This window comes from Streptococcus infantis, from assembly GCF_047463315.1.
Lineage (GTDB): Bacteria > Bacillota > Bacilli > Lactobacillales > Streptococcaceae > Streptococcus > Streptococcus infantis_AB.
The window spans coordinates 41,780-60,552 of the sequence record NZ_JASHEB010000001.1 but is presented as its reverse complement, the minus strand read 5'-3'; the positions used below and the strand labels follow the sequence as shown (position 1 = coordinate 60,552).

Here is an 18,773-nt window from a genome sequence, read left to right as displayed (position 1 = left end):
TAAAACGGTTTCTATTTTCGAGTTAAATTAATTTCACGAACGAAAAAATGAATTTATTTAAAAAAGTTTCTAAAAATACTTTACAAGTATCTGAAAACATGATATAGTAATGAAGCTTAGAAAATGAGATGATGTTTTCTAGCAAATATAAACCCGAGTAAAAAATGCCTACGGACAGGCAGGGTTGAATGCCGAAGCGTGGTTGAAAAGCCGCATTATTGATAGGGTTAAAAGCCTACTTTTATAAGTTGATGTTAGGACATTAGTTCTAATTCGTATACATTTGTTAGTGTGGTGAAAGCACACGTCATCTTGTGAAACGATCAATAAAGTACGTAATATTTGCTACTAGAGAGTTAGGAAACATCAGGAACAGACATACTCAAAAGAAACAAACATAAACACGTCAGTAGATTGTAGAGCAGGTGCCAACCTGCTCTTTTTTCATAAGTATCCTTTAGAGCCTTACATAAGGTGAAAATAACTATGATAAAGGAGTATGTCTCTATAATGTTAAATCAAAACCAAGCTCCTATTTATGAGGGACTGGTCAAGTTACGAAAAAAAAGAATTGTACCTTTCGATGTACCAGGTCATAAACGTGGCCGCGGGAATCCGGAATTAGTGGAACTTTTAGGGGAAAAATGCGTTGGGATCGATGTCAATTCTATGAAGCCCTTGGACAATCTAGGACATCCTATTTCGATTATTAGAGAAGCGGAAGAGCTAGCGGCAGAAGCTTTTGGTGCTGCTCATGCCTTTTTGATGATTGGTGGGACAACTTCATCCGTGCAGACCATGATTCTTTCTACCTGTAAAGCAGGTGATAAAATCATTCTTCCTCGAAATGTTCATAAGTCAGCCATCAATGCGCTCGTTTTGTGTGGCGCTATTCCCATCTATATCGAAATGAGTGTGGATCCAAAAATCGGTATTGCTTTGGGGCTTGAAAATGAGCGTGTAGCACAAGCAATAAAGGACCATCCAGATGCTAAGGCTATCCTGATAAACAATCCAACCTACTATGGAATTTGTTCAGACCTTAGGGGGCTAACAGAGATGGCTCACGCTGCAGGAATGAAAGTCTTAGTAGATGAAGCGCACGGGGCCCATCTACATTTTACAGATAAACTTCCCCTATCTGCTATGGATGCAGGAGCAGATATGTCAGCTGTATCCATGCATAAGTCTGGTGGCAGCTTGACACAAAGTTCGCTTCTTTTAGTTGGCGATCAGATGAATCCTGAGTATGTACGTCAGATTATTAACCTGACACAGTCAACATCAGCATCTTACCTGCTAATGGCTAGTCTGGATGTTTCTCGTAGAAACTTAGCCCTTCGTGGTAAAGAATCATTTGAAAAGGTCATTGAGCTATCTGAGTACGCTCGTCGTGAAATCAATGCCATCGGTGGCTACTATGCCTACTCAAAAGAGTTAATAGACGGTGTGTCTGTTTGCGATTTTGACGTGACTAAGTTGTCAGTCTACACTCAGGGTATTGGCTTAACAGGTATTGAAGTTTATGATCTCCTACGAGACGAATATGATATTCAGATTGAGTTCGGTGACATTGGGAATATCTTGGCTTATATTTCGATTGGGGACCGGATTCAAGATATCGAGCGCTTGGTTGGTGCTTTGGCTGATATCAAGAGACTATACTCACGAGATGGGAAGGACTTGATTGCTGGAGAATATATCCAGCCCGAGTTGGTTCTATCTCCTCAGGAAGCCTTCTATGCAGAGAGAAGAAGTTTAACCTTGGACGAATCCGTTGGGCAAGTCTGTGGGGAATTTGTCATGTGCTATCCTCCAGGAATTCCAATCCTAGCGCCAGGTGAACGGATTACACGAGAAATTGTCGATTATATAAAATTCGCCAAAGAACGTGGTTGTTCCCTCCAAGGAACGGAAGATCCAGAGGTCAATCACATCAATGTTATTGAGAGAAAGGAGAACTAGATGGATTTATGGTTTTCTGAAGTTCATACTCCAGATGTCAAGTTAACAATGAGAACAGCCAAACAACTCTACGCTGGTAAAAGTGAATGGCAGGATATCGAAGTTTTAGACACGCCTGCTTTTGGGAAGATATTGATTTTAAATGGGCATGTCTTGTTCTCAGATGCAGATGACTTTGTCTACAACGAAATGACGGTTCACGTTCCTATGGCTGTCCATCCCAATCCAAAGAAAGTCTTGGTTATTGGGGGTGGTGACGGTGGTGTTGCCCAAGTTTTGACTCTCTATCCAGAATTGGAACAAATCGATATTGTAGAACCAGATGAGATGCTAGTTGAGGTTTGTCGTGAGTATTTTCCAGACTTTGCTGCAGGACTTGATGATCCTCGCGTTACCATTTACTACCAAAATGGACTTCGCTTTTTACGAAACTGCGAAAATGATTACGACATTATCATCAATGATGCGACCGATCCATTTGGACATACAGAAGGGCTATTTACTAAGGAATTTTACGGCAATAGTTATCGAGCCTTGAAAGAAGACGGGATCATGATTTACCAGCATGGTAGTCCATTTTTTGACGAAGATGAGTCTGCTTGCCGAAGCATGCATCGCAAGGTCAATCAAGCTTTTCCAATCAGCCGAGTTTATCAAGCCCATATCCCTACCAGTCCTGCTGGCTATTGGTTGTTTGGATTTGCATCGAAAAAATATCACCCTGTCAAAGATTTTGACAAGGAAGGCTGGAAAAAACGCCAGCTTTTCACAGAATACTACACTGCAAACTTGCATATTGGTGCCTTTATGTTGCCTAAGTATGTAGAAGACATTTTAGAAGAAGAGGAAGGAAAAAAATGAGTCGTTTATTAGTTATTGGATGTGGGGGCGTTGCCCAAGTTGCTATTTCAAAGATTTGCCAAGATAGCGAAACTTTTAAAGAGATTATGATTGCTAGCCGTACCAAGTCAAAATGTGATGACTTGAAAGCTAAATTAGAGGGCAAGACAAGTACTAAGATTGAGACAGCTGCTCTTGATGCTGATAATGTAGAAGAAGTCATTGCCTTAATTGAAAGCTACAAGCCAGAAGCCGTTTTGAACGTAGCTTTACCATACCAAGATTTGACCATTATGGACGCTTGTTTGGCGACGGGAGTCCACTATATCGACACAGCCAATTATGAGGCTGAGGATACAGAAGACCCTGAATGGCGTGCGATTTATGAGAAACGCTGCAAAGAGCTTGGATTTACGGCTTACTTTGATTACTCATGGCAATGGGCTTACCAAGAAAAATTCAAAGAAGCTGGCTTGACAGCTCTTCTTGGTTCTGGATTTGACCCAGGTGTGACCAGTGTATTTTCAGCATACGCCCTTAAACACTATTTTGACGAAATCCACTATATCGATATTTTAGACTGTAATGGTGGTGACCACGGTTATCCATTTGCGACAAACTTTAACCCAGAAATCAATCTCCGAGAGGTTTCTGCGCCAGGTTCTTACTGGGAAGATGGAAAATGGGTAGAAGTTGAAGCTATGTCTATCAAACGTGAGTATGATTTCCCTCAAGTTGGTCAAAAAGACATGTATCTCCTACACCATGAAGAAATTGAATCATTGGCTAAAAACATTCCAGGAGTCAAACGTATTCGTTTCTTTATGACTTTTGGTCAATCTTACCTAACGCATATGAAATGCTTGGAAAACGTTGGGCTTCTTCGTACAGATGCTATTAACTTTAACGGACAAGAAATCGTTCCTATCCAATTCTTGAAAGCCTTACTTCCAGATCCTGCAAGCCTTGGTCCACGCACAGTTGGTAAAACCAATATCGGATGTATCTTTACAGGTGTTAAAGATGGTGTTGAAAAGACTATCTACATCTACAATGTTTGCGACCATCAGGAGTGCTACGCAGAAGTTGGTTCACAAGCAATTTCATACACAACAGGTGTTCCTGCAATGATTGGGACAAAATTAGTGATGGATGGTACATGGAAACAGCCTGGAGTTTATAACCTTGAAGAGTTGGATCCAGATCCATTCATGGAAGCTTTGAATAAATACGGTTTACCATGGGTTGTGGTTGAAAATCCACAAATGGTGGACTAATGAAGTTAGAACAAGTACCAACACCTTCTTACATCATTGACTTAGGAAAATTAGAAGAGAATTGTCGCATTCTAAAAGAGGTTCAAGAAAAAGCAGACTGTAAGGTTTTGCTAGCTCAGAAAGCCTATTCCCTCTATAAAACATATCCTTTGATTAGCCAGTATCTGTCAGGTACGACGGCTAGTGGACTCTATGAAGCTAAGCTAGCTAGAGAAGAGTTCCCTGGGGATGTCCATGTTTTTGCGCCTGCATTCAAGGAATCAGACATGGAAGAGTTACTTCAACTATCTGATCATATCGTCTTTAACTCAGAGAGACAATTACGAAAATATGGTCAAACTTGTCGAGAGGCTGAGATCAGTGTAGGTTTGCGTCTTAATCCTCAATGTTCAACACAAGGAGATCACGCGCTCTATGACCCTTGTGCTCCTGGATCCCGTTTTGGAGTGACTTCAGATAAGATACCAAGTGATTTGCTGGACTTGGTGGATGGGCTTCATTTTCATACTCTTTGTGAGCAAGGGGCAGATGATTTAGCGACAACCTTGAAAGCAGTAGAAGAGCAGTTTGGGCCTTATTTGCATGAGGTCAAATGGCTCAATATGGGCGGCGGACACCACATCACAAGAGAAGACTACGATGTGGACTTACTGATTTCTGAGATTAAGCGAATTCGAGAAACTTATAACCTTGACGTCTATATCGAACCCGGAGAAGCCATTGCGCTTAATGCGGGTTATATGGCTACGGAAGTTTTAGACATCGTTGAAAATGGGATTGAGACATTGGTGTTAGATGCTTCAGCAAGTTGTCATATGCCAGATGTCCTTGAGATGCCCTATCGTCCTCCATTGAGAGATGGTTTTGAAGCGCAAGAAAAACCTTATACTTATAGACTCTCTTCAAATACTTGCCTAACAGGTGATATCATTGGTGACTATAGCTTTGAAAATCCGATTGAAATCGGCGATCGACTTTACTTTGAGGACATGGCAATCTACTCCTTTGTTAAGAATAATACCTTTAACGGGATTGGCTTGCCAAGTCTCTATCTCATGGATAAAGAGGGTGAATGCAGTCTAGTCAAATCCTTCGGCTACCAAGACTTTAAGGAGAGATTATCATGATGGACAGTCCAAAAAAATTAGGTTATCGTATGCCTGCAGAGTATGAACCCCATCATGGAACTATTATGATATGGCCAACACGACCAGGTTCCTGGCCTTTTCAAGGCAAGGGAGCTAAAAAGGCTTTTAGTCAGATTATCAAAACTATTGCCCAAGGGGAAATAGTCTATCTTTTGGTAGAGCAGGACTATTTGGCTGAAGCACAATCCTATCTTGGAGACAAGGTTGTTTATTTAGATATTCCAACAAATGATGCTTGGGCTCGTGATACAGGTCCGACCATTCTCCTCAATGATAAAAGGGAAAAGTTAGCGGTAGACTGGTCTTTCAATGCCTGGGGTGGTGCTGTGGATGGACTTTATCAAGACTATGAAGCAGATGACCAAGTCGCCAGTCGTTTTGCAGAGCTCTTAGAGATACCTGTTTACGATGCCAAACCATTTGTACTAGAAGGTGGTGCCATACATAGTGACGGTCAAGGGACTATACTTGTGACTGAAAGTTGTCTTCTCAGTCCTGGACGTAATCCTCACATGACTAAAGAAGAGATTGAAAAGACCTTACTAGAGAGCCTCGGAGCTGAAAAAGTTATCTGGTTGCCTTACGGTATTTATCAAGACGAGACCAATGAGCACGTCGACAATGTAGCAGCCTTTGTAGGCCCAGCAGAAGTTGTTTTAGCTTGGACGGACGATCAGGACGATCCCCAGTATGCCATGTCTGCAGCTGATCTAGCTCTTTTAGAGACGGAAACAGATGCAAAGAGTCGGAGTTTCACCATCCATAAGCTCCCAATCCCAGTGCTTCATCAAGTAGTTACAGAGGAGGATTTGCCGGGCTATTCATATGAAGAAGTTGAAGAGGAGCGCTATGCTGGTGAGCGTTTAGCAGCATCCTATGTGAACTTCTATATTGCCAATAAATCTGTCTTGGTGCCACAATTTCAGGATGTAAACGATCAAGTGGCCTTAGATGTCCTGAGCAAGTGTTTCCCAGACCGAGAAGTCGTAGGAATCCCAGCAAGAGATATTCTTTTAGGTGGTGGAAATATCCACTGTATTACCCAACAAATTCCAGAATAGGAGAAAAAGATGAGAAATGTAACGGTTGCAGCTATTCAGATGCAATGCGCTAAGGATGTGGAAACGAATATCCAAACAGCTGAACGTTTGGTTAGACAAGCAGCAGACCAAGGTGCACAAATTATTCTCTTGCCTGAGTTGTTTGAACGTCCCTATTTCTGTCAGGAACGTCAATATGACTACTACCAGTATGCCCAGTCGGTGACAGAAAATACAGCCATTCAGCATTTTAAAGTGATTGCCAAGGAACTAAAAGTGGTTTTACCAATCAGTTTCTATGAAAAAGATGGTAATGTCTTATACAATTCCATTGCTGTCATTGATGCTGATGGAGAAGTGCTTGGCGTTTATCGGAAGACTCACATTCCTGATGACCATTATTACCAAGAGAAATTCTATTTCACACCTGGAAATACTGGTTTCAAGGTCTGGGACACTCGCTACGCCAAGATTGGTATTGGCATTTGTTGGGATCAGTGGTTTCCTGAAACAGCCCGTTGTCTTGCACTAAATGGCGCAGAATTGCTTTTTTATCCAACAGCTATTGGTTCAGAGCCAATTTTGGATACAGATAGTTGTGGTCATTGGCAACGCACCATGCAGGGACACGCTGCAGCAAATATTGTGCCAGTTATCGCAGCCAATCGTTATGGTTTAGAAGAAGTCACTCCTTGTGAAGAAAATGGCGGTCAAAGTTCAAGACTGAATTTCTACGGTTCATCCTTTATGACGGACGAAACAGGAGCTATCTTGACTCAAGCAGATAGACAAGGCGAAGCCATCCTGTTAACGATTTATGACCTTGACAAGGGAGCAAATGAGCGCCTAAATTGGGGCTTGTTTAGAGACAGAAGACCAGACATGTATAAAGATATTGTGAGATGAAAAAGCCTATATAGGCTTTTTTCTGTAGATACTATAGTAATTTTTGATAATGTCCTAGGATTCTGATAAAATGGGGTATAAGAAGTTTTAAAATTTTGTATGTCGGATTTTTAAAATTGAAACATTTTGAGAGGTAAAATATGATTACAGGCGAATTAAAGAACAAGATTGATCAGCTTTGGGAAATGTTATGGACAGAGGGGAATGCGAATCCTTTGACCAACATTGAGCAGTTGACTTATCTTTTATTTATGAAAGACTTGGATAGGGTAGAACTTGGACGAGAAAATGATGCTGAATTTCTAGGTATTCCCTATGAGGGAATTTTCCCAAAGGATAAACCTGAATATCGCTGGTCAACCTTTAAGAATTTGGGAGATGCGCAAGAAGTTTATCGACTAATGTCACAAGAAATATTTCCATTTATCAAAAATTTAAAAGGTGATACAGATGATACAGCCTTTTCACGTTATATGCGTGAAGCCATCTTTCAAATCAATAAACCAGCTACCTTACAAAAGGCTATAGCTGCTCTGGATGAGTTACCTATGGATATAAAAGATATCGGAGACATTTATGAGTATCTATTATCAAAATTATCTCAGGCAGGGGCAAATGGACAATTTCGTACGCCTCGTCATATCATTGATATGATGGTTGAACTCATGCAACCAACAATTAAGGATATTATTTCAGATCCTGCCATGGGGTCTGCAGGATTTTTGGTTTCAGCTAGTCGCTATTTAGACCGTAGAAAAGAAGAGTGGCAGACAAATATTGACAGTGTAAAGCATTTCCACAATACCATGTTTCATGGGAATGATACGGACACGACAATGTTGAGACTTGGGGCTATGAACATGATGCTCCATGGGGTTGAAAATCCACAAATTAGCTACCTAGACTCGCTTTCTCAAGATAACGAAGAAGCTGATAAATATACTCTAGTTTTAGCCAATCCACCTTTCAAAGGATCTCTTGATTATGATTCAACCTCTGGAGATTTGTTGGCTACGATTAAGACTAAAAAGACAGAGTTGCTTTTCCTTGCCCTTTTCTTACGCACTTTGAAGCCAGGTGGACGTGCAGCTGTTATTGTACCGGACGGTGTCCTATTTGGTTCCTCTAAAGCTCATAAAGGGATTCGTCAGGAAATCGTTGAGCATCATAAACTAGATGCAGTTATTTCGATGCCGAGTGGTGTTTTTAAGCCTTATGCTGGAGTTTCAACCGCTATCCTTATCTTCACTAAGACTGGAAATGGTGGGACGGATAAGGTTTGGTTTTACGATATGAAAGCAGACGGTTTGAGCTTAGATGATAAACGCCAGCCTATCAACGAAAATGATATTCCAGATATTATCCAACGATTCCATCAATTAGAGAAAGAAGCAGAGCGCAAGAGAACAGACCTGTCCTTCTTTGTTCCAGTTGATGAGATTAAGGAAAATGATTTTGATTTGTCCATCAATAAATACAAAGAAATCGAGTATGAAAAAGTTGAGTATGAACCAACTGAAGTCATCTTAAAGAAAATCAATGATCTAGAAAAAGAAATTCAAGCTGGCTTAGCAGAGTTAGAAGAATTACTAAAGTAGGGAGATGAACGTATGAAAAAAGTGAAGTTGGGGGAAGTTTGTGAGATAGTTACAGGTTCAACTCCAAAAAGTACTAATCCAGATTATTGGAATGGAGAATACAAATGGATTACTCCAGCAGAAATTTCTGATGATGATTTTATCATAGTTGACACACAACGTAAAATTAGTAAGTTAGGAATTGAAAAAACTGGCTTAAAATCATTTCCTATAGGTACAGTTTTATTATCGTCTCGTGCTCCGATTGGGAAAGTTGCTATTGCTGGATGTGAAATGTATTGTAATCAAGGTTTTAAAAATTTTATCTGCTCAAATGAGATAAATAATGAGTATTTGTATTATTTTTTTAAATCAAGGAAGAATTTTTTGAATAATATAGGACGTGGAGCAACATTCAAGGAAATTTCTAAAAGTATAATTTCGAATATTGAGATCATTCTACCATCCTATGATGTACAATGTACACAAACTCAAAATCTCAAGAAGATTGATAATCTTATTTATCTTAGAAAAAAAGTAATAAAAGAATATCAATTTCTCGTCAAATCCCGATATTTCGAGGAGGTGGTTGCATGACAATCCATTTTTTACAAAATATATTTGAAAAATCTATAAATGGTGAATGGGGTAATGAGGATAGTGGCAAAGGAGAGTCAACAGCAGTAATTAGAACCTCAAATTTTCTAAATTCTGGAAGACTAAATCTAGATAATATTGTATGTCGTGATATTGATAAAATTAAATACAGTGATAAAATTCTAAGAACCGGTGATATTATAATTGAAAAATCTGGAGGTAGTCCAAATCAACCGGTTGGACGTGTTGTATATTTCGATGTTACAGATCAAGATTATTTCACAAATAACTTTACTAGTATTTTAAGAGTTAAACCAGGATATAATTCTAAATATATATTTTATTTAATGAAATATTTCTATGACACAAAAAAGGTGTTAAAATTTCAAAATCAAACAACTGGCATTATTAATTTAAAGTTAGCTGACTATTTAAATAAAACTAAAGTTAATATTGAAACTATAGAAAATCAAAATACAATTGTAGATATATTGGATATGTTAGAGTATCAAATAATAAATAGAAATAAGCAACTTAGTGAACTTTCTAACCTTGTAAAATCCCGATTTAACGAGATGTTTGGGGATTTTTATACTACATTATTCCCCAAATATAAAATAGGTGAAAAATTTGAACTTTCTAGTGGAAGTACACCATCAAGAGATAATAAATTATATTGGGATAGCGGAACGATTAATTGGGTAAAAACAACTGAGGTAATAAATAAAGAAATTACGGAAACTGAGGAAAAAATCACAGAATTTGCTTTAGAAAATACATCTCTTAAACTTTTTCCAGTTAATACAATATTAATTGCTATGTATGGTCAAGGACAAACAAGAGGAAGAAGTGCAATCCTCAAAGTTGAATCTACTAGCAACCAAGCATGTGGTGCTATATTTCCAAATAAAATAGACAATCCAGTTTTTATTTGGCATCAATTAATGCTGAGGTATAGCGAATTACGAGAACTTGGACGAGGAGGAAATCAACCTAATTTAAACGGTCAACTGATTAAAAATTTTGAACTGATTTTCCCCCCTCTTTCCCTTCAAAACGAGTTCGCAGACTTTGTGGCTCAGGTAGACAAATCACAATTGGCAATTCAAAAATCACTAGAAGAACTGGAAACCTTGAAAAAATCTCTCATGCAAGAGTATTTTGGCTGATATTCTATCATTGTAATTACGGTAATTATTTGTTATAATACTTCAAAGGAGGAAATCAGATGGTAGTAAAAACAAGAAAACAAGGAAATTCAATCACCATCACCATTCCAAGTGAATTCAATATTCCAAGTGGTGTTAAATACGAAGCAAAATTGTTACCAAGTGGTGAAATTATCTTTATTCCCGAAGAGTCTGGGCATCAGATTTCTTATGCATCTGATGATGCCTTTGACTTAGATTTGGACAAAATCTTTGACGAATACGATGATGTTTTTAAAGCTTTGGTGGAAAAATGACAGTCTATCTAACAGAAAGGCAAATCGAGAAAATCAATGCTTTAGCAATTCAACGTTATTCGCCAAATGAAAAAATTCAGACGGTTAGTCCTTCTGCCTTAAATATGATTGTCAATTTACCAGAACAATTTGTTTTTGGCAAACCTCTTTATCCAACAATCTTTGATAAGGCAACGATACTATTTGTCCAATTGATCAAGAAGCATGTTTTTGCCAATGCTAATAAAAGAACTGCTTTCTTCGTTTTGGTGAAATTTCTACAGTTAAATGGTTATCGTTTTTCTGTAACAGTTGAAGAAGCGGTCGATATGTGTGTAACTATCGCAGTAGAATCCTTAACAGATGAAAGGTTATCTAGCTACACCAAATGGATCTCTGAACATTCATTTAGAGCTAATAGCCAAATTTAAGCTTGGATATTTAAATCCTATAAGTAAAAAATAGATAAACAGACAGTATTAGAATTCTGTAATTCAGAAAACTAATATTGTCTCTTTTTATTGAAATAATGAAAGTGAGAAAAAATGGAAACAAAAGTGACAATCATCATTCAAGAAATGCTACCCCTTTTAAACAATGCACAATTACTAGCATTACGGGAGAGTTTAGAGCGCCATTTAGTGAATGGTGTAAATCAACAGAAGTATACGAATAATTCCTTGTTAGCCTTGTTCATTACTGCTAAACAGGTGGAGGGGTGTAGTGCAAAAACCATTCGTTATTATCAAAGGACCATTGAAAATTTATTTACAGGTATTAAGCAGTCTGTAACACAACTGACAACAGATGATCTGAGAAGTTATCTAGCACAGTATCAGTCAGAAAAAGATTGTAGTAAAGCAAACTTGGACAATATCCGACGCATCCTATCTTCATTTTTTGCATGGTTAGAGCAAGAGGAGTACATTATAAAAAATCCGATTCGACGGATTAAAAAAATAAAGACAGAACAAACTGTAAAGGAAACTTATACGGATGAACATCTTGAAATCATGCGAGATAATTGTGAGAACCTAAGAGATTTGGCAATGATCGATCTACTAGCTTCAACAGGAATGCGCGTGGGAGAACTTGTGCAGCTGAATCGCTCAGATATTGACTTTGAGAATCGTGAATGTGTAGTATTTGGGAAAGGTAAAAAGGAAAGACCTGTATATTTTGATGCTCGTACGAAAATCCATTTAAAGAACTGTATCAATAGTAGAGAGGATAATCATCCAGCTCTTTTTGTTAGCTTGCTCGGAAAAGCCCAAAGACTCGGAATAGCTGGTGTTGAGATTCGATTACGAAAATTAGGTCAAAAACTTGGAATTCAAAAGGTTCACCCTCATAAATTTAGAAGAACACTAGCGACAAAGGCAATTGATAAAGGAATGCCTATCGAACAAGTTCAAAAGCTTCTTGGACATAGTAAAATTGATACAACTTTAGCCTATGCTATGGTCAACCAAAGTAATGTCAAACATTCCCATCAGAAATTCATTTCTTAAGTGCAAATCCCGATTTAACGAGATGTTTGGGGATATTTTTGATAATCCACAGTCTAAATTAGAAGATCATATTGAGTTAAATCCTAATAAGAAAGAACTGCTAAATTTTAATGGCAATGTTTCGTTTTTGCCAATGTCAAACGTTAGTGAAAATGGGAAAATTGATTTATCTATAAATCGAAATATCGATGATGTTCGTAAGGGATTTACTTTTTTTAAGGATAATGATGTAATTGTCGCAAAAATTACGCCTTGCTTTGAAAATGGGAAAGGTGCTCCAGTATTTGGACTATTGAACGGTGTGGGATTTGGTTCAACTGAATTTCATGTTCTTAGACCCAAGAATACAGTAAATACAGTCTGGTTATACCATGTAACAATGCTTTCGAAATTTAGACTTGAAGGTGAGAGAAAGATGACAGGAAGTGGAGGCCAGAGAAGAATTACCAAGGATTTCATTTATAATTTTAAGCTAAATATACCTCCTCTAGCTCTTCAAAACGAGTTCGCAGACTTTGTGGCACAGGTTGACAAATCACAATTTGCTTGTCAGATGGCTATAAAACTGTGGAGAAATAGCTTAAAATCTAGTATAATATACGTATCTATATATTCAAAGTGAGAGAAAAATGGGAAATTTTGATTTTCTTTTAAATAACAAGGAGTATGAATCTTTTTCAAAACCCTGTATAGAAGCTGAAAATATGATTGGGACATCTACTGTAGCGACAGCATTCATGGCTCGTCGTGCCTTGGAGCAAGCTGTTCATTGGATTTATAGTCATGATTCCTATTTGGAAGCCCCCTATCGTGCTACCTTGTCTTCATTGGTGTGGGATGATGACTTTAGAGAAATCGTAGATCCAGAGCTTCATAGTCAGATGGTTCTCTTGATACGTTGGGGCAATCATGCTGCTCATGGTGGGGAGATCAAGGAACGCGAAGCGATTTTAGCCTTACATCATTTGTACCAGTTCGTAAACTTTATTGATTACTGCTATAGCAATGAATTTGTGGAACGTTTTTTTGACGAGAAATTATTGCCACTTTCAGAGAATGTCAAGAAAAGAGAAACACCACAAGCCATGGTGGAACTGCAAGACAGTTTACCTGTTATGCCTGACTTTCATGAACAAATGGCTGTACAGTCCTTGGAAGTTCAAGAGAATTATACAGAAAAACGTGAAACTGCTGCACAACGACAAGAGGTTCCTTTCCACATCGATCAGTTATCTGAGGCTGAGACAAGAAAACTCTTTATTGACATTGATTTACGTCTAGCAGGTTGGACATTTGAAGAAAATTGTCGGGTAGAAGTCGCTATTAATGGACTGAAACACGGATCGGGAACAGGTTATTGTGATTACGTTCTTTATGGTAAAAATGGAAAGATTTTAGCAATTATTGAAGCTAAAAAGGCTGCAGTGAATCCAGAAGTTGGTGAGGTACAAGTCAAGGAATATGCTGAAGCGCTAGAGGAACAAATAGGTTATCAACCGATTTGTTTTATTACAAATGGCCTCAAGCACTACATTCTTGATGGTGTAAATCGTCGCCAGGTTGCAGGATTCTATTCTCAAGAAGAATTGCAATTATTGATGGACAGACGGCATTTGCAAAAACCACTGGAGGATATTTCTAGTAAAATCAGAGACGATATTTCTGGTCGTTATTACCAGAAACATGCGATTGCAAGTGTTTGTGAGGCTTTTTCCAACAATCGTAGACAAGCTCTTTTGGTCATGGCAACTGGTTCTGGGAAAACTCGAACAGCGGTCTCTCTGGTTGATATCCTATCACGTCACAATTGGGTCAAAAATGTTCTCTTTCTAGCTGACCGAACATCTCTCGTAAAGCAAGCCTATGATTCATTTAGGAAATTACTTCCAGATCTTACAGTTTGTAACTTTTTAGAGGATAAAGCCGGGGCAAGATCAAGTCGAATGGTATTTTCTACTTATCCGACCATGATCGGAGCAATTAGTGATCAGGAAGAAGTCATTCAACGTCCTTTCACTGTTGGCCACTTTGATCTTATTATTATTGATGAGTCTCACCGCTCTATTTATCAAAAGTACAAGGCCATTTTTGATTATTTTGATGCTAGAATCTTAGGCCTAACGGCCACACCTCGTCAGGATCTCGATAAAAACACTTATGGATTTTTCAACTTAGAAAATGGTGTTCCTACCTATGCTTATGATCTTGAGAAGGCTGTTGAGGACGGCTACTTGGTATCCTATCATTCAATTGAAACCAGATTAGAATTACCTACAGACGGCCTTCATTATGATGATCTATCCCAGGAAGATAAAGAATATTTTGATAGCCAATTTGAAGATGATAGTCTAGAAAAAGACATTGATGCTGGAGCTTTTAATTCCTTTATTTTTAATAAAGCTACAGTTGAGATTGTTCTAGATGAATTAATGACGAGAGGAATTCAGATAGCTTCAGGGGATGAGATTGGAAAAACGATTATCTTTGCCAAGAATCATCATCATGCAGAATATATTAGAGAGATTTTTAATAAACGTTATCCTGAAAAGGGGAGCGACTATGCTCAGGTGATTGATTACAGTATTAAACATTATCAAACCTTGATTGATGATTTTAAAATTAAGGAGAAATATCCTCAAATTGCAATTTCAGTTGATATGCTTGATACAGGTATTGATGTCCCGGAGGTTGTCAATTTAGTCTTTTTCAAGAAAGTACGCTCAAAAACAAAATTTTGGCAAATGATTGGTCGTGGAACCCGTCTCTGTAAAGATTTGTTTGGACCTGATCAAGATAAAGAAAATTTCTTGGTATTTGATTATGGTGACAACTTTGAATATTTCAAAGCAGATCCGAGAGAAGGTAGTGGAAGACATATTGTTCCATTGACACAGCGTTTGTTTAATATCAAGGTGGACTTGATTCGTGAACTACAGGACCATCACTATCAAGATGATCCATTTGCAAGAGAGTATCGTCAGCAACTTGTCTCAGACCTTCATAGACAAGTAGAAGACTTGAATGAGTTAGACTTTAGGGTACGTATGGTCTTAGATACGGTTTATACCTATAAGAAATTAGAAAATTGGCAAAATCTTACAACGATTTCATGCGAGCAACTTCATAGTCATATCTCCCCTCTCATGTTTGATGATGATAAAGAAAATGAAATGGCGAGACGATTTGATTTATGGATGTTAGAAATTCAAGTCGGACAACTAACCTCTAAGCCATCAAGGATCCATATATCTCAAGTCATGAAAACTGCTCAGGCTCTTGCTTCTGTTGGCAATATCCCTCAGGTCTTTGCACAGGCAGAAATTATCAGGAAAGTACAAGAACCTGAATTTTGGGAGGAAGTAAGCTTGTCTGAACTTGAAAAAATACGCCTATCTCTAAGAGATTTATTGCAATTCTTAGATAAAACGAACCGAAAGGTATATTATGTCAATTTTGAAGATCGAATTCTTTCTACTGTATATGAAAGCACTCCTTATTTGCAGGTAAATGATCTTCGATCCTATAACGAAAAAGTTGAGCATTATTTGAAAGCTCATTTGGATGAAGAAGCAATTTCTAAATTGTACTATAACAAGAAGTTGACTGCACAAGATTTATTAGCATTAGAAACTTTATTATGGGAAAAATTAGGAAGTAAAACTGACTATCAGCAGCACTATGAAAATAAGGCTATTCCTAGATTGGTGCGAGAGATTATTGGTTTGAATAGAGAGGCCGCTAATCAAGTGTTTTCTAAGTTCTTGTCAGATGAAAGCCTTAATGCTAAGCAAATTTCTTTTGTGAAATTGATTGTCGATTATGTCGTTGAAAATGGGTATATGGATAAGTCGATGCTGACACAAGAACCGTTTAAATCTTATGGTTCCGTACAAGTACTATTTCAACATCAAATACCAATATTGAGGAATATTGTCCAAACAATTGACTTAATCAATAATCGTGCCGAAGAAGTAGCTTGAATATAGAAAGAGAAGCATGATGCAAACACAAGAAGCAATGAATATTATGGTACCTGAAAAACTAGCGGAAATTGAACGTGATTATGATGTTACCGTATTGTGGGCAATTGAGTCTGGTAGTCGCGCTTGGGGCTTTGAGTCTCCGGATAGTGATTTTGATGTGCGTTTCATTTACAAGCATAAGCAAGATTTTTATCTTAGTTTGAACGATCATCGCGATGTTATCGAACTACCAATTGACGATACCTGGGATGTGAGTGGCTGGGATTTGGACAAGTCTTTAAAGTTGCTTTATAAGTCAAACCCAACCCTCTTTGAGTGGTTACAGTCGCCAATCGTTTACCAGCAAGACGAAGGCTTTATTGACCGTATCCGTCCGCTTGTTAGTCAGTATTTTTCCGATAAAAAGATGCTCCACCATTACTTGAATACTGCTAGAACTCAAATGAATAAGTATCTTTCTGGAGACAAGGTCAAACCTAAAAAGTACTTCTATGCTCTGCGTCCAATTTTAGCCTGTCGTTGGATAGAAAAATATCATTCTGTTCCACCGATTTTATTTGATGATTTAGTGAAAGAATTGCTTCCTGATGAAATGAAAGAGCATGTATCTAGTTTGCTTGATATCAAGATAAATGGGCCTGAAGGTATGGAAATTGAGCCCATTAAGCCCATCCAGGACTACATCACCAAAAATATCAAAGAACTAGACGATTACATCCAAAGTGTTACCGAGGAGAAGAAAGACTGGGAAGCTCTTAATCAATTTTTCCTTGAAGAATTAAGTCGCGACTGAGGTTAGATATGGGAAAATGGACATGTAGATGTGGTCAAGCAATGAACGACCACCAAGCGCCTGATCCAAATGCTTATTCGGTTTATTCGGATGAGTTGCTTGAGGATATTTTTAACAATACTGACGAACATGATAGAATTTCCTATAAAGACATTTCGGAGGCTTCCTTTTATATGTGGAAGTGCCCAAATTGTGGTAGTTTTATGGTCTTTGACGAAGAGGATAATCCAGGTTGTTTCACTTTTTATGAGCGCCAGACCAGTGAAAAAGTTGAACCACTTTTCGATCCTGATCAGGAGTTGAATCTCGTTGTCGTTGAGTTTCAAGAAGGTGGAAATGGATATACTTATATCTGTGATGATCCAAGTATTCATATTGGGCATGGTGTGATTGTACCAACTGGAAAGGAAAATATTGAAAAAATAGCTCTGGTAGTCCAGAAATATCATGCTTACTCAAGAGATATCACTTATCCCGTTGAAAAGTTAAAAAGGGTCATCCGTAGGTATTCTATTTTTAATTCTGAGACTTCAAAAATAGTTTGTAAAAATATACTTGAGCATGGAAGAGTTCTAAATGCTTGCTCGAAAAAAGTAAAAATAGAGTCTAAACAAATTTACCATGCAATCAAAACTCCTCTAGGCTATTTTTGGTTGGAGTTAAATAGAGTTCCAATTCCGATGAAAATCACACAAATTCAAGTACAAGATAAAAAGTATCAGGTTGATGGAGCCTTTTATATAAAGCCTGCCAAGGTAAACTACAGAAAATTGTTAGAACTTGAATTATGTGCAGATTTTGATATTGACGGCTCTCGCTGGATTGACGTTCTATCAGACGAAAATGTTTGGGGAAATACATGGGAACTGAATGGCCTTCAATTTGGAATTACTGCAGGAGAGTCCCCAGAATTTGAAGATGAAGTAGTTGCAAGAAAATTTAGCCGTATCCCACTTTATTGTGACTGGCATCCAGAATTTGAAGACTATTATGGCTTTAGCCTAGCATGGAAAAAATACGAGTCTGATAGTGATTTGTCGATTGATTTCTATACAACATAAGCTAGAGGAGAATAAGCATGAATCAAGCCTGGGAATTATTGTTTGAGGGGAAGATTGAAGAGGCCAAGAAATTAGTCTCAGAAACTTTCTCGTTAGAAACTTGCAAGGATTACAGCCTTCTCAATTTAATGGGATATATTAAGCTCTTTGAAAAAGATTACAAAGAAGCTTTGACAATTTATCAAAACTATCTTGAAATAGCAATATCAAGTCAAGATAAAGAAAATGAACATATAGGATATCACCAGTTAGCCATGGTTTATCGTGAAATGAATGACTATCAAACAGCTCTTAACTATATCGATAAAGAGCGAGAAATCATTGAAAAATCTTTTCCAGAGGATGCACTCAAATTTTCTGTCAATAATTATGAGCAAGGTTATTTACGATTAAAACTAGGGGAAATAGCAAAAGCAATCATTTATATGGAACGGTCCTTAAAGCAAGCATTACAAACAGATGATCTGATAGCTCAAGCCTGTTCCTATAGAGGTTTAGGTGAGATTTATTCTGCTGAAAATTCAGAAAAATCGCAAGAGAATTTTTTACAAGCTATCGAACTTTTTGAAAAAGCTGGCGATCAGATCGGAGCACAAGAAGTTAAAACCTTACTAAACAAGAAAAAGTAGCC

The 18,773-nt window shown here is 37.8% G+C and carries 17 protein-coding genes; all 17 read left to right on the top strand.

The window, feature by feature from the left end; all coding sequences use genetic code 11:
- Positions 1 to 510: 510 nt before the first annotated feature.
- Entirely contained in the window at positions 511 to 1,965 is a 1,455-nt protein-coding gene (locus QM857_RS00290; RefSeq protein ID WP_414274664.1) for an aminotransferase class I/II-fold pyridoxal phosphate-dependent enzyme, read from the top strand.
- Complete coding sequence (speE, locus tag QM857_RS00285; protein WP_414274663.1) at positions 1,966 to 2,826, top strand: polyamine aminopropyltransferase; 861 nt, start codon at positions 1,966 to 1,968, stop codon at positions 2,824 to 2,826.
- Complete coding sequence (locus QM857_RS00280) at positions 2,823 to 4,082, top strand: saccharopine dehydrogenase family protein (protein ID WP_414274662.1); 1,260 nt, start codon at positions 2,823 to 2,825, stop codon at positions 4,080 to 4,082. Before speE ends, QM857_RS00280 begins: the two co-directional genes overlap by 4 nt.
- Positions 4,082 to 5,209: a carboxynorspermidine decarboxylase gene (gene nspC, locus QM857_RS00275; RefSeq protein WP_414274661.1), complete on the top strand. Its 1,128-nt coding sequence runs from the start codon at positions 4,082 to 4,084 to the stop codon at positions 5,207 to 5,209. Before QM857_RS00280 ends, nspC begins: the two co-directional genes overlap by 1 nt.
- Positions 5,206 to 6,291: an agmatine deiminase gene (gene aguA, locus QM857_RS00270; RefSeq protein ID WP_414274660.1), complete on the top strand. Its 1,086-nt coding sequence runs from the start codon at positions 5,206 to 5,208 to the stop codon at positions 6,289 to 6,291. The genes nspC and aguA overlap by 4 nt, the downstream gene beginning before the upstream one ends.
- A 9-nt stretch (positions 6,292 to 6,300) precedes the next feature.
- On the top strand, positions 6,301 to 7,176 hold the full coding sequence (aguB, locus tag QM857_RS00265) for an N-carbamoylputrescine amidase (RefSeq protein WP_414274659.1): 876 nt from the start codon (positions 6,301 to 6,303) through the stop codon (positions 7,174 to 7,176).
- A gap of 140 nt (positions 7,177 to 7,316) precedes the next feature.
- Positions 7,317 to 8,774, top strand: coding sequence for a type I restriction-modification system subunit M (locus QM857_RS00260; RefSeq protein WP_371499364.1), 1,458 nt, complete (start codon positions 7,317 to 7,319; stop codon positions 8,772 to 8,774).
- 12 nt (positions 8,775 to 8,786) lie between these two features.
- Positions 8,787 to 9,350: a restriction endonuclease subunit S gene (locus tag QM857_RS00255; protein ID WP_414274658.1), complete on the top strand. Its 564-nt coding sequence runs from the start codon at positions 8,787 to 8,789 to the stop codon at positions 9,348 to 9,350.
- Positions 9,347 to 10,519, top strand: coding sequence for a restriction endonuclease subunit S (locus QM857_RS00250; RefSeq protein WP_414274657.1), 1,173 nt, complete (start codon positions 9,347 to 9,349; stop codon positions 10,517 to 10,519). The genes QM857_RS00255 and QM857_RS00250 overlap by 4 nt, the downstream gene beginning before the upstream one ends.
- A 59-nt stretch (positions 10,520 to 10,578) precedes the next feature.
- Positions 10,579 to 10,815, top strand: a complete 237-nt coding sequence (locus tag QM857_RS00245; RefSeq protein WP_371499368.1) for an AbrB family transcriptional regulator — start codon at positions 10,579 to 10,581, stop codon at positions 10,813 to 10,815.
- On the top strand, positions 10,812 to 11,225 hold the full coding sequence (locus QM857_RS00240; protein WP_371499370.1) for a type II toxin-antitoxin system death-on-curing family toxin: 414 nt from the start codon (positions 10,812 to 10,814) through the stop codon (positions 11,223 to 11,225). The genes QM857_RS00245 and QM857_RS00240 overlap by 4 nt, the downstream gene beginning before the upstream one ends.
- 114 nt (positions 11,226 to 11,339) lie before the next feature.
- Complete coding sequence (gene xerA / locus QM857_RS00235) at positions 11,340 to 12,305, top strand: site-specific tyrosine recombinase/integron integrase (RefSeq protein ID WP_414274656.1); 966 nt, start codon at positions 11,340 to 11,342, stop codon at positions 12,303 to 12,305.
- 22 nt (positions 12,306 to 12,327) lie between these two features.
- Positions 12,328 to 12,927 (top strand): restriction endonuclease subunit S, encoded by a 600-nt coding sequence (locus tag QM857_RS00230; RefSeq protein WP_414274655.1) that lies wholly within the window; start codon positions 12,328 to 12,330, stop codon positions 12,925 to 12,927.
- Positions 12,928 to 12,934: 7 nt separating this feature from the next.
- Positions 12,935 to 16,285 (top strand): DEAD/DEAH box helicase family protein, encoded by a 3,351-nt coding sequence (locus tag QM857_RS00225; protein ID WP_414274654.1) that lies wholly within the window; start codon positions 12,935 to 12,937, stop codon positions 16,283 to 16,285.
- Positions 16,286 to 16,304: 19 nt separating this feature from the next.
- Complete coding sequence (locus QM857_RS00220; RefSeq protein ID WP_371499706.1) at positions 16,305 to 17,081, top strand: DNA polymerase beta superfamily protein; 777 nt, start codon at positions 16,305 to 16,307, stop codon at positions 17,079 to 17,081.
- An 8-nt stretch (positions 17,082 to 17,089) separates the two neighbouring features.
- Positions 17,090 to 18,142 (top strand): hypothetical protein, encoded by a 1,053-nt coding sequence (locus QM857_RS00215; protein WP_414274653.1) that lies wholly within the window; start codon positions 17,090 to 17,092, stop codon positions 18,140 to 18,142.
- Positions 18,143 to 18,159: 17 nt separating this feature from the next.
- The gene (locus tag QM857_RS00210; protein ID WP_214261932.1) at positions 18,160 to 18,771 is read left to right on the top strand and encodes a tetratricopeptide repeat protein; all 612 of its coding nucleotides are present in this window, start codon (positions 18,160 to 18,162) and stop codon (positions 18,769 to 18,771) included.
- Positions 18,772 to 18,773 lie beyond the last annotated feature (2 nt).

Excerpts from the sequence above, each read along its gene's own strand:
- xerA (WP_414274656.1), top strand. The coding sequence starts at position 11,340 with ATGGAAACAAAAGTGACAATCATCATTCAAGAAATGCTACCCCTTTTA.
- QM857_RS00230 (WP_414274655.1), top strand. The coding sequence starts at position 12,328 with ATGTTTGGGGATATTTTTGATAATCCACAGTCTAAATTAGAAGATCAT.
- aguB (WP_414274659.1), top strand. The coding sequence starts at position 6,301 with ATGAGAAATGTAACGGTTGCAGCTATTCAGATGCAATGCGCTAAGGAT.
- QM857_RS00240 (WP_371499370.1), top strand. The coding sequence starts at position 10,812 with ATGACAGTCTATCTAACAGAAAGGCAAATCGAGAAAATCAATGCTTTA.
- QM857_RS00250 (WP_414274657.1), top strand. The coding sequence starts at position 9,347 with ATGACAATCCATTTTTTACAAAATATATTTGAAAAATCTATAAATGGT.
- QM857_RS00210 (WP_214261932.1), top strand. The coding sequence starts at position 18,160 with ATGAATCAAGCCTGGGAATTATTGTTTGAGGGGAAGATTGAAGAGGCC.
- QM857_RS00245 (WP_371499368.1), top strand. The coding sequence starts at position 10,579 with ATGGTAGTAAAAACAAGAAAACAAGGAAATTCAATCACCATCACCATT.
- QM857_RS00280 (WP_414274662.1), top strand. The coding sequence starts at position 2,823 with ATGAGTCGTTTATTAGTTATTGGATGTGGGGGCGTTGCCCAAGTTGCT.
- QM857_RS00290 (WP_414274664.1), top strand. The coding sequence starts at position 511 with ATGTTAAATCAAAACCAAGCTCCTATTTATGAGGGACTGGTCAAGTTA.
- QM857_RS00260 (WP_371499364.1), top strand. The coding sequence starts at position 7,317 with ATGATTACAGGCGAATTAAAGAACAAGATTGATCAGCTTTGGGAAATG.
- speE (WP_414274663.1), top strand. The coding sequence starts at position 1,966 with ATGGATTTATGGTTTTCTGAAGTTCATACTCCAGATGTCAAGTTAACA.
- aguA (WP_414274660.1), top strand. The coding sequence starts at position 5,206 with ATGATGGACAGTCCAAAAAAATTAGGTTATCGTATGCCTGCAGAGTAT.
- QM857_RS00220 (WP_371499706.1), top strand. The coding sequence starts at position 16,305 with ATGCAAACACAAGAAGCAATGAATATTATGGTACCTGAAAAACTAGCG.
- QM857_RS00215 (WP_414274653.1), top strand. The coding sequence starts at position 17,090 with ATGGGAAAATGGACATGTAGATGTGGTCAAGCAATGAACGACCACCAA.
- QM857_RS00255 (WP_414274658.1), top strand. The coding sequence starts at position 8,787 with ATGAAAAAAGTGAAGTTGGGGGAAGTTTGTGAGATAGTTACAGGTTCA.
- QM857_RS00225 (WP_414274654.1), top strand. The coding sequence starts at position 12,935 with ATGGGAAATTTTGATTTTCTTTTAAATAACAAGGAGTATGAATCTTTT.
- nspC (WP_414274661.1), top strand. The coding sequence starts at position 4,082 with ATGAAGTTAGAACAAGTACCAACACCTTCTTACATCATTGACTTAGGA.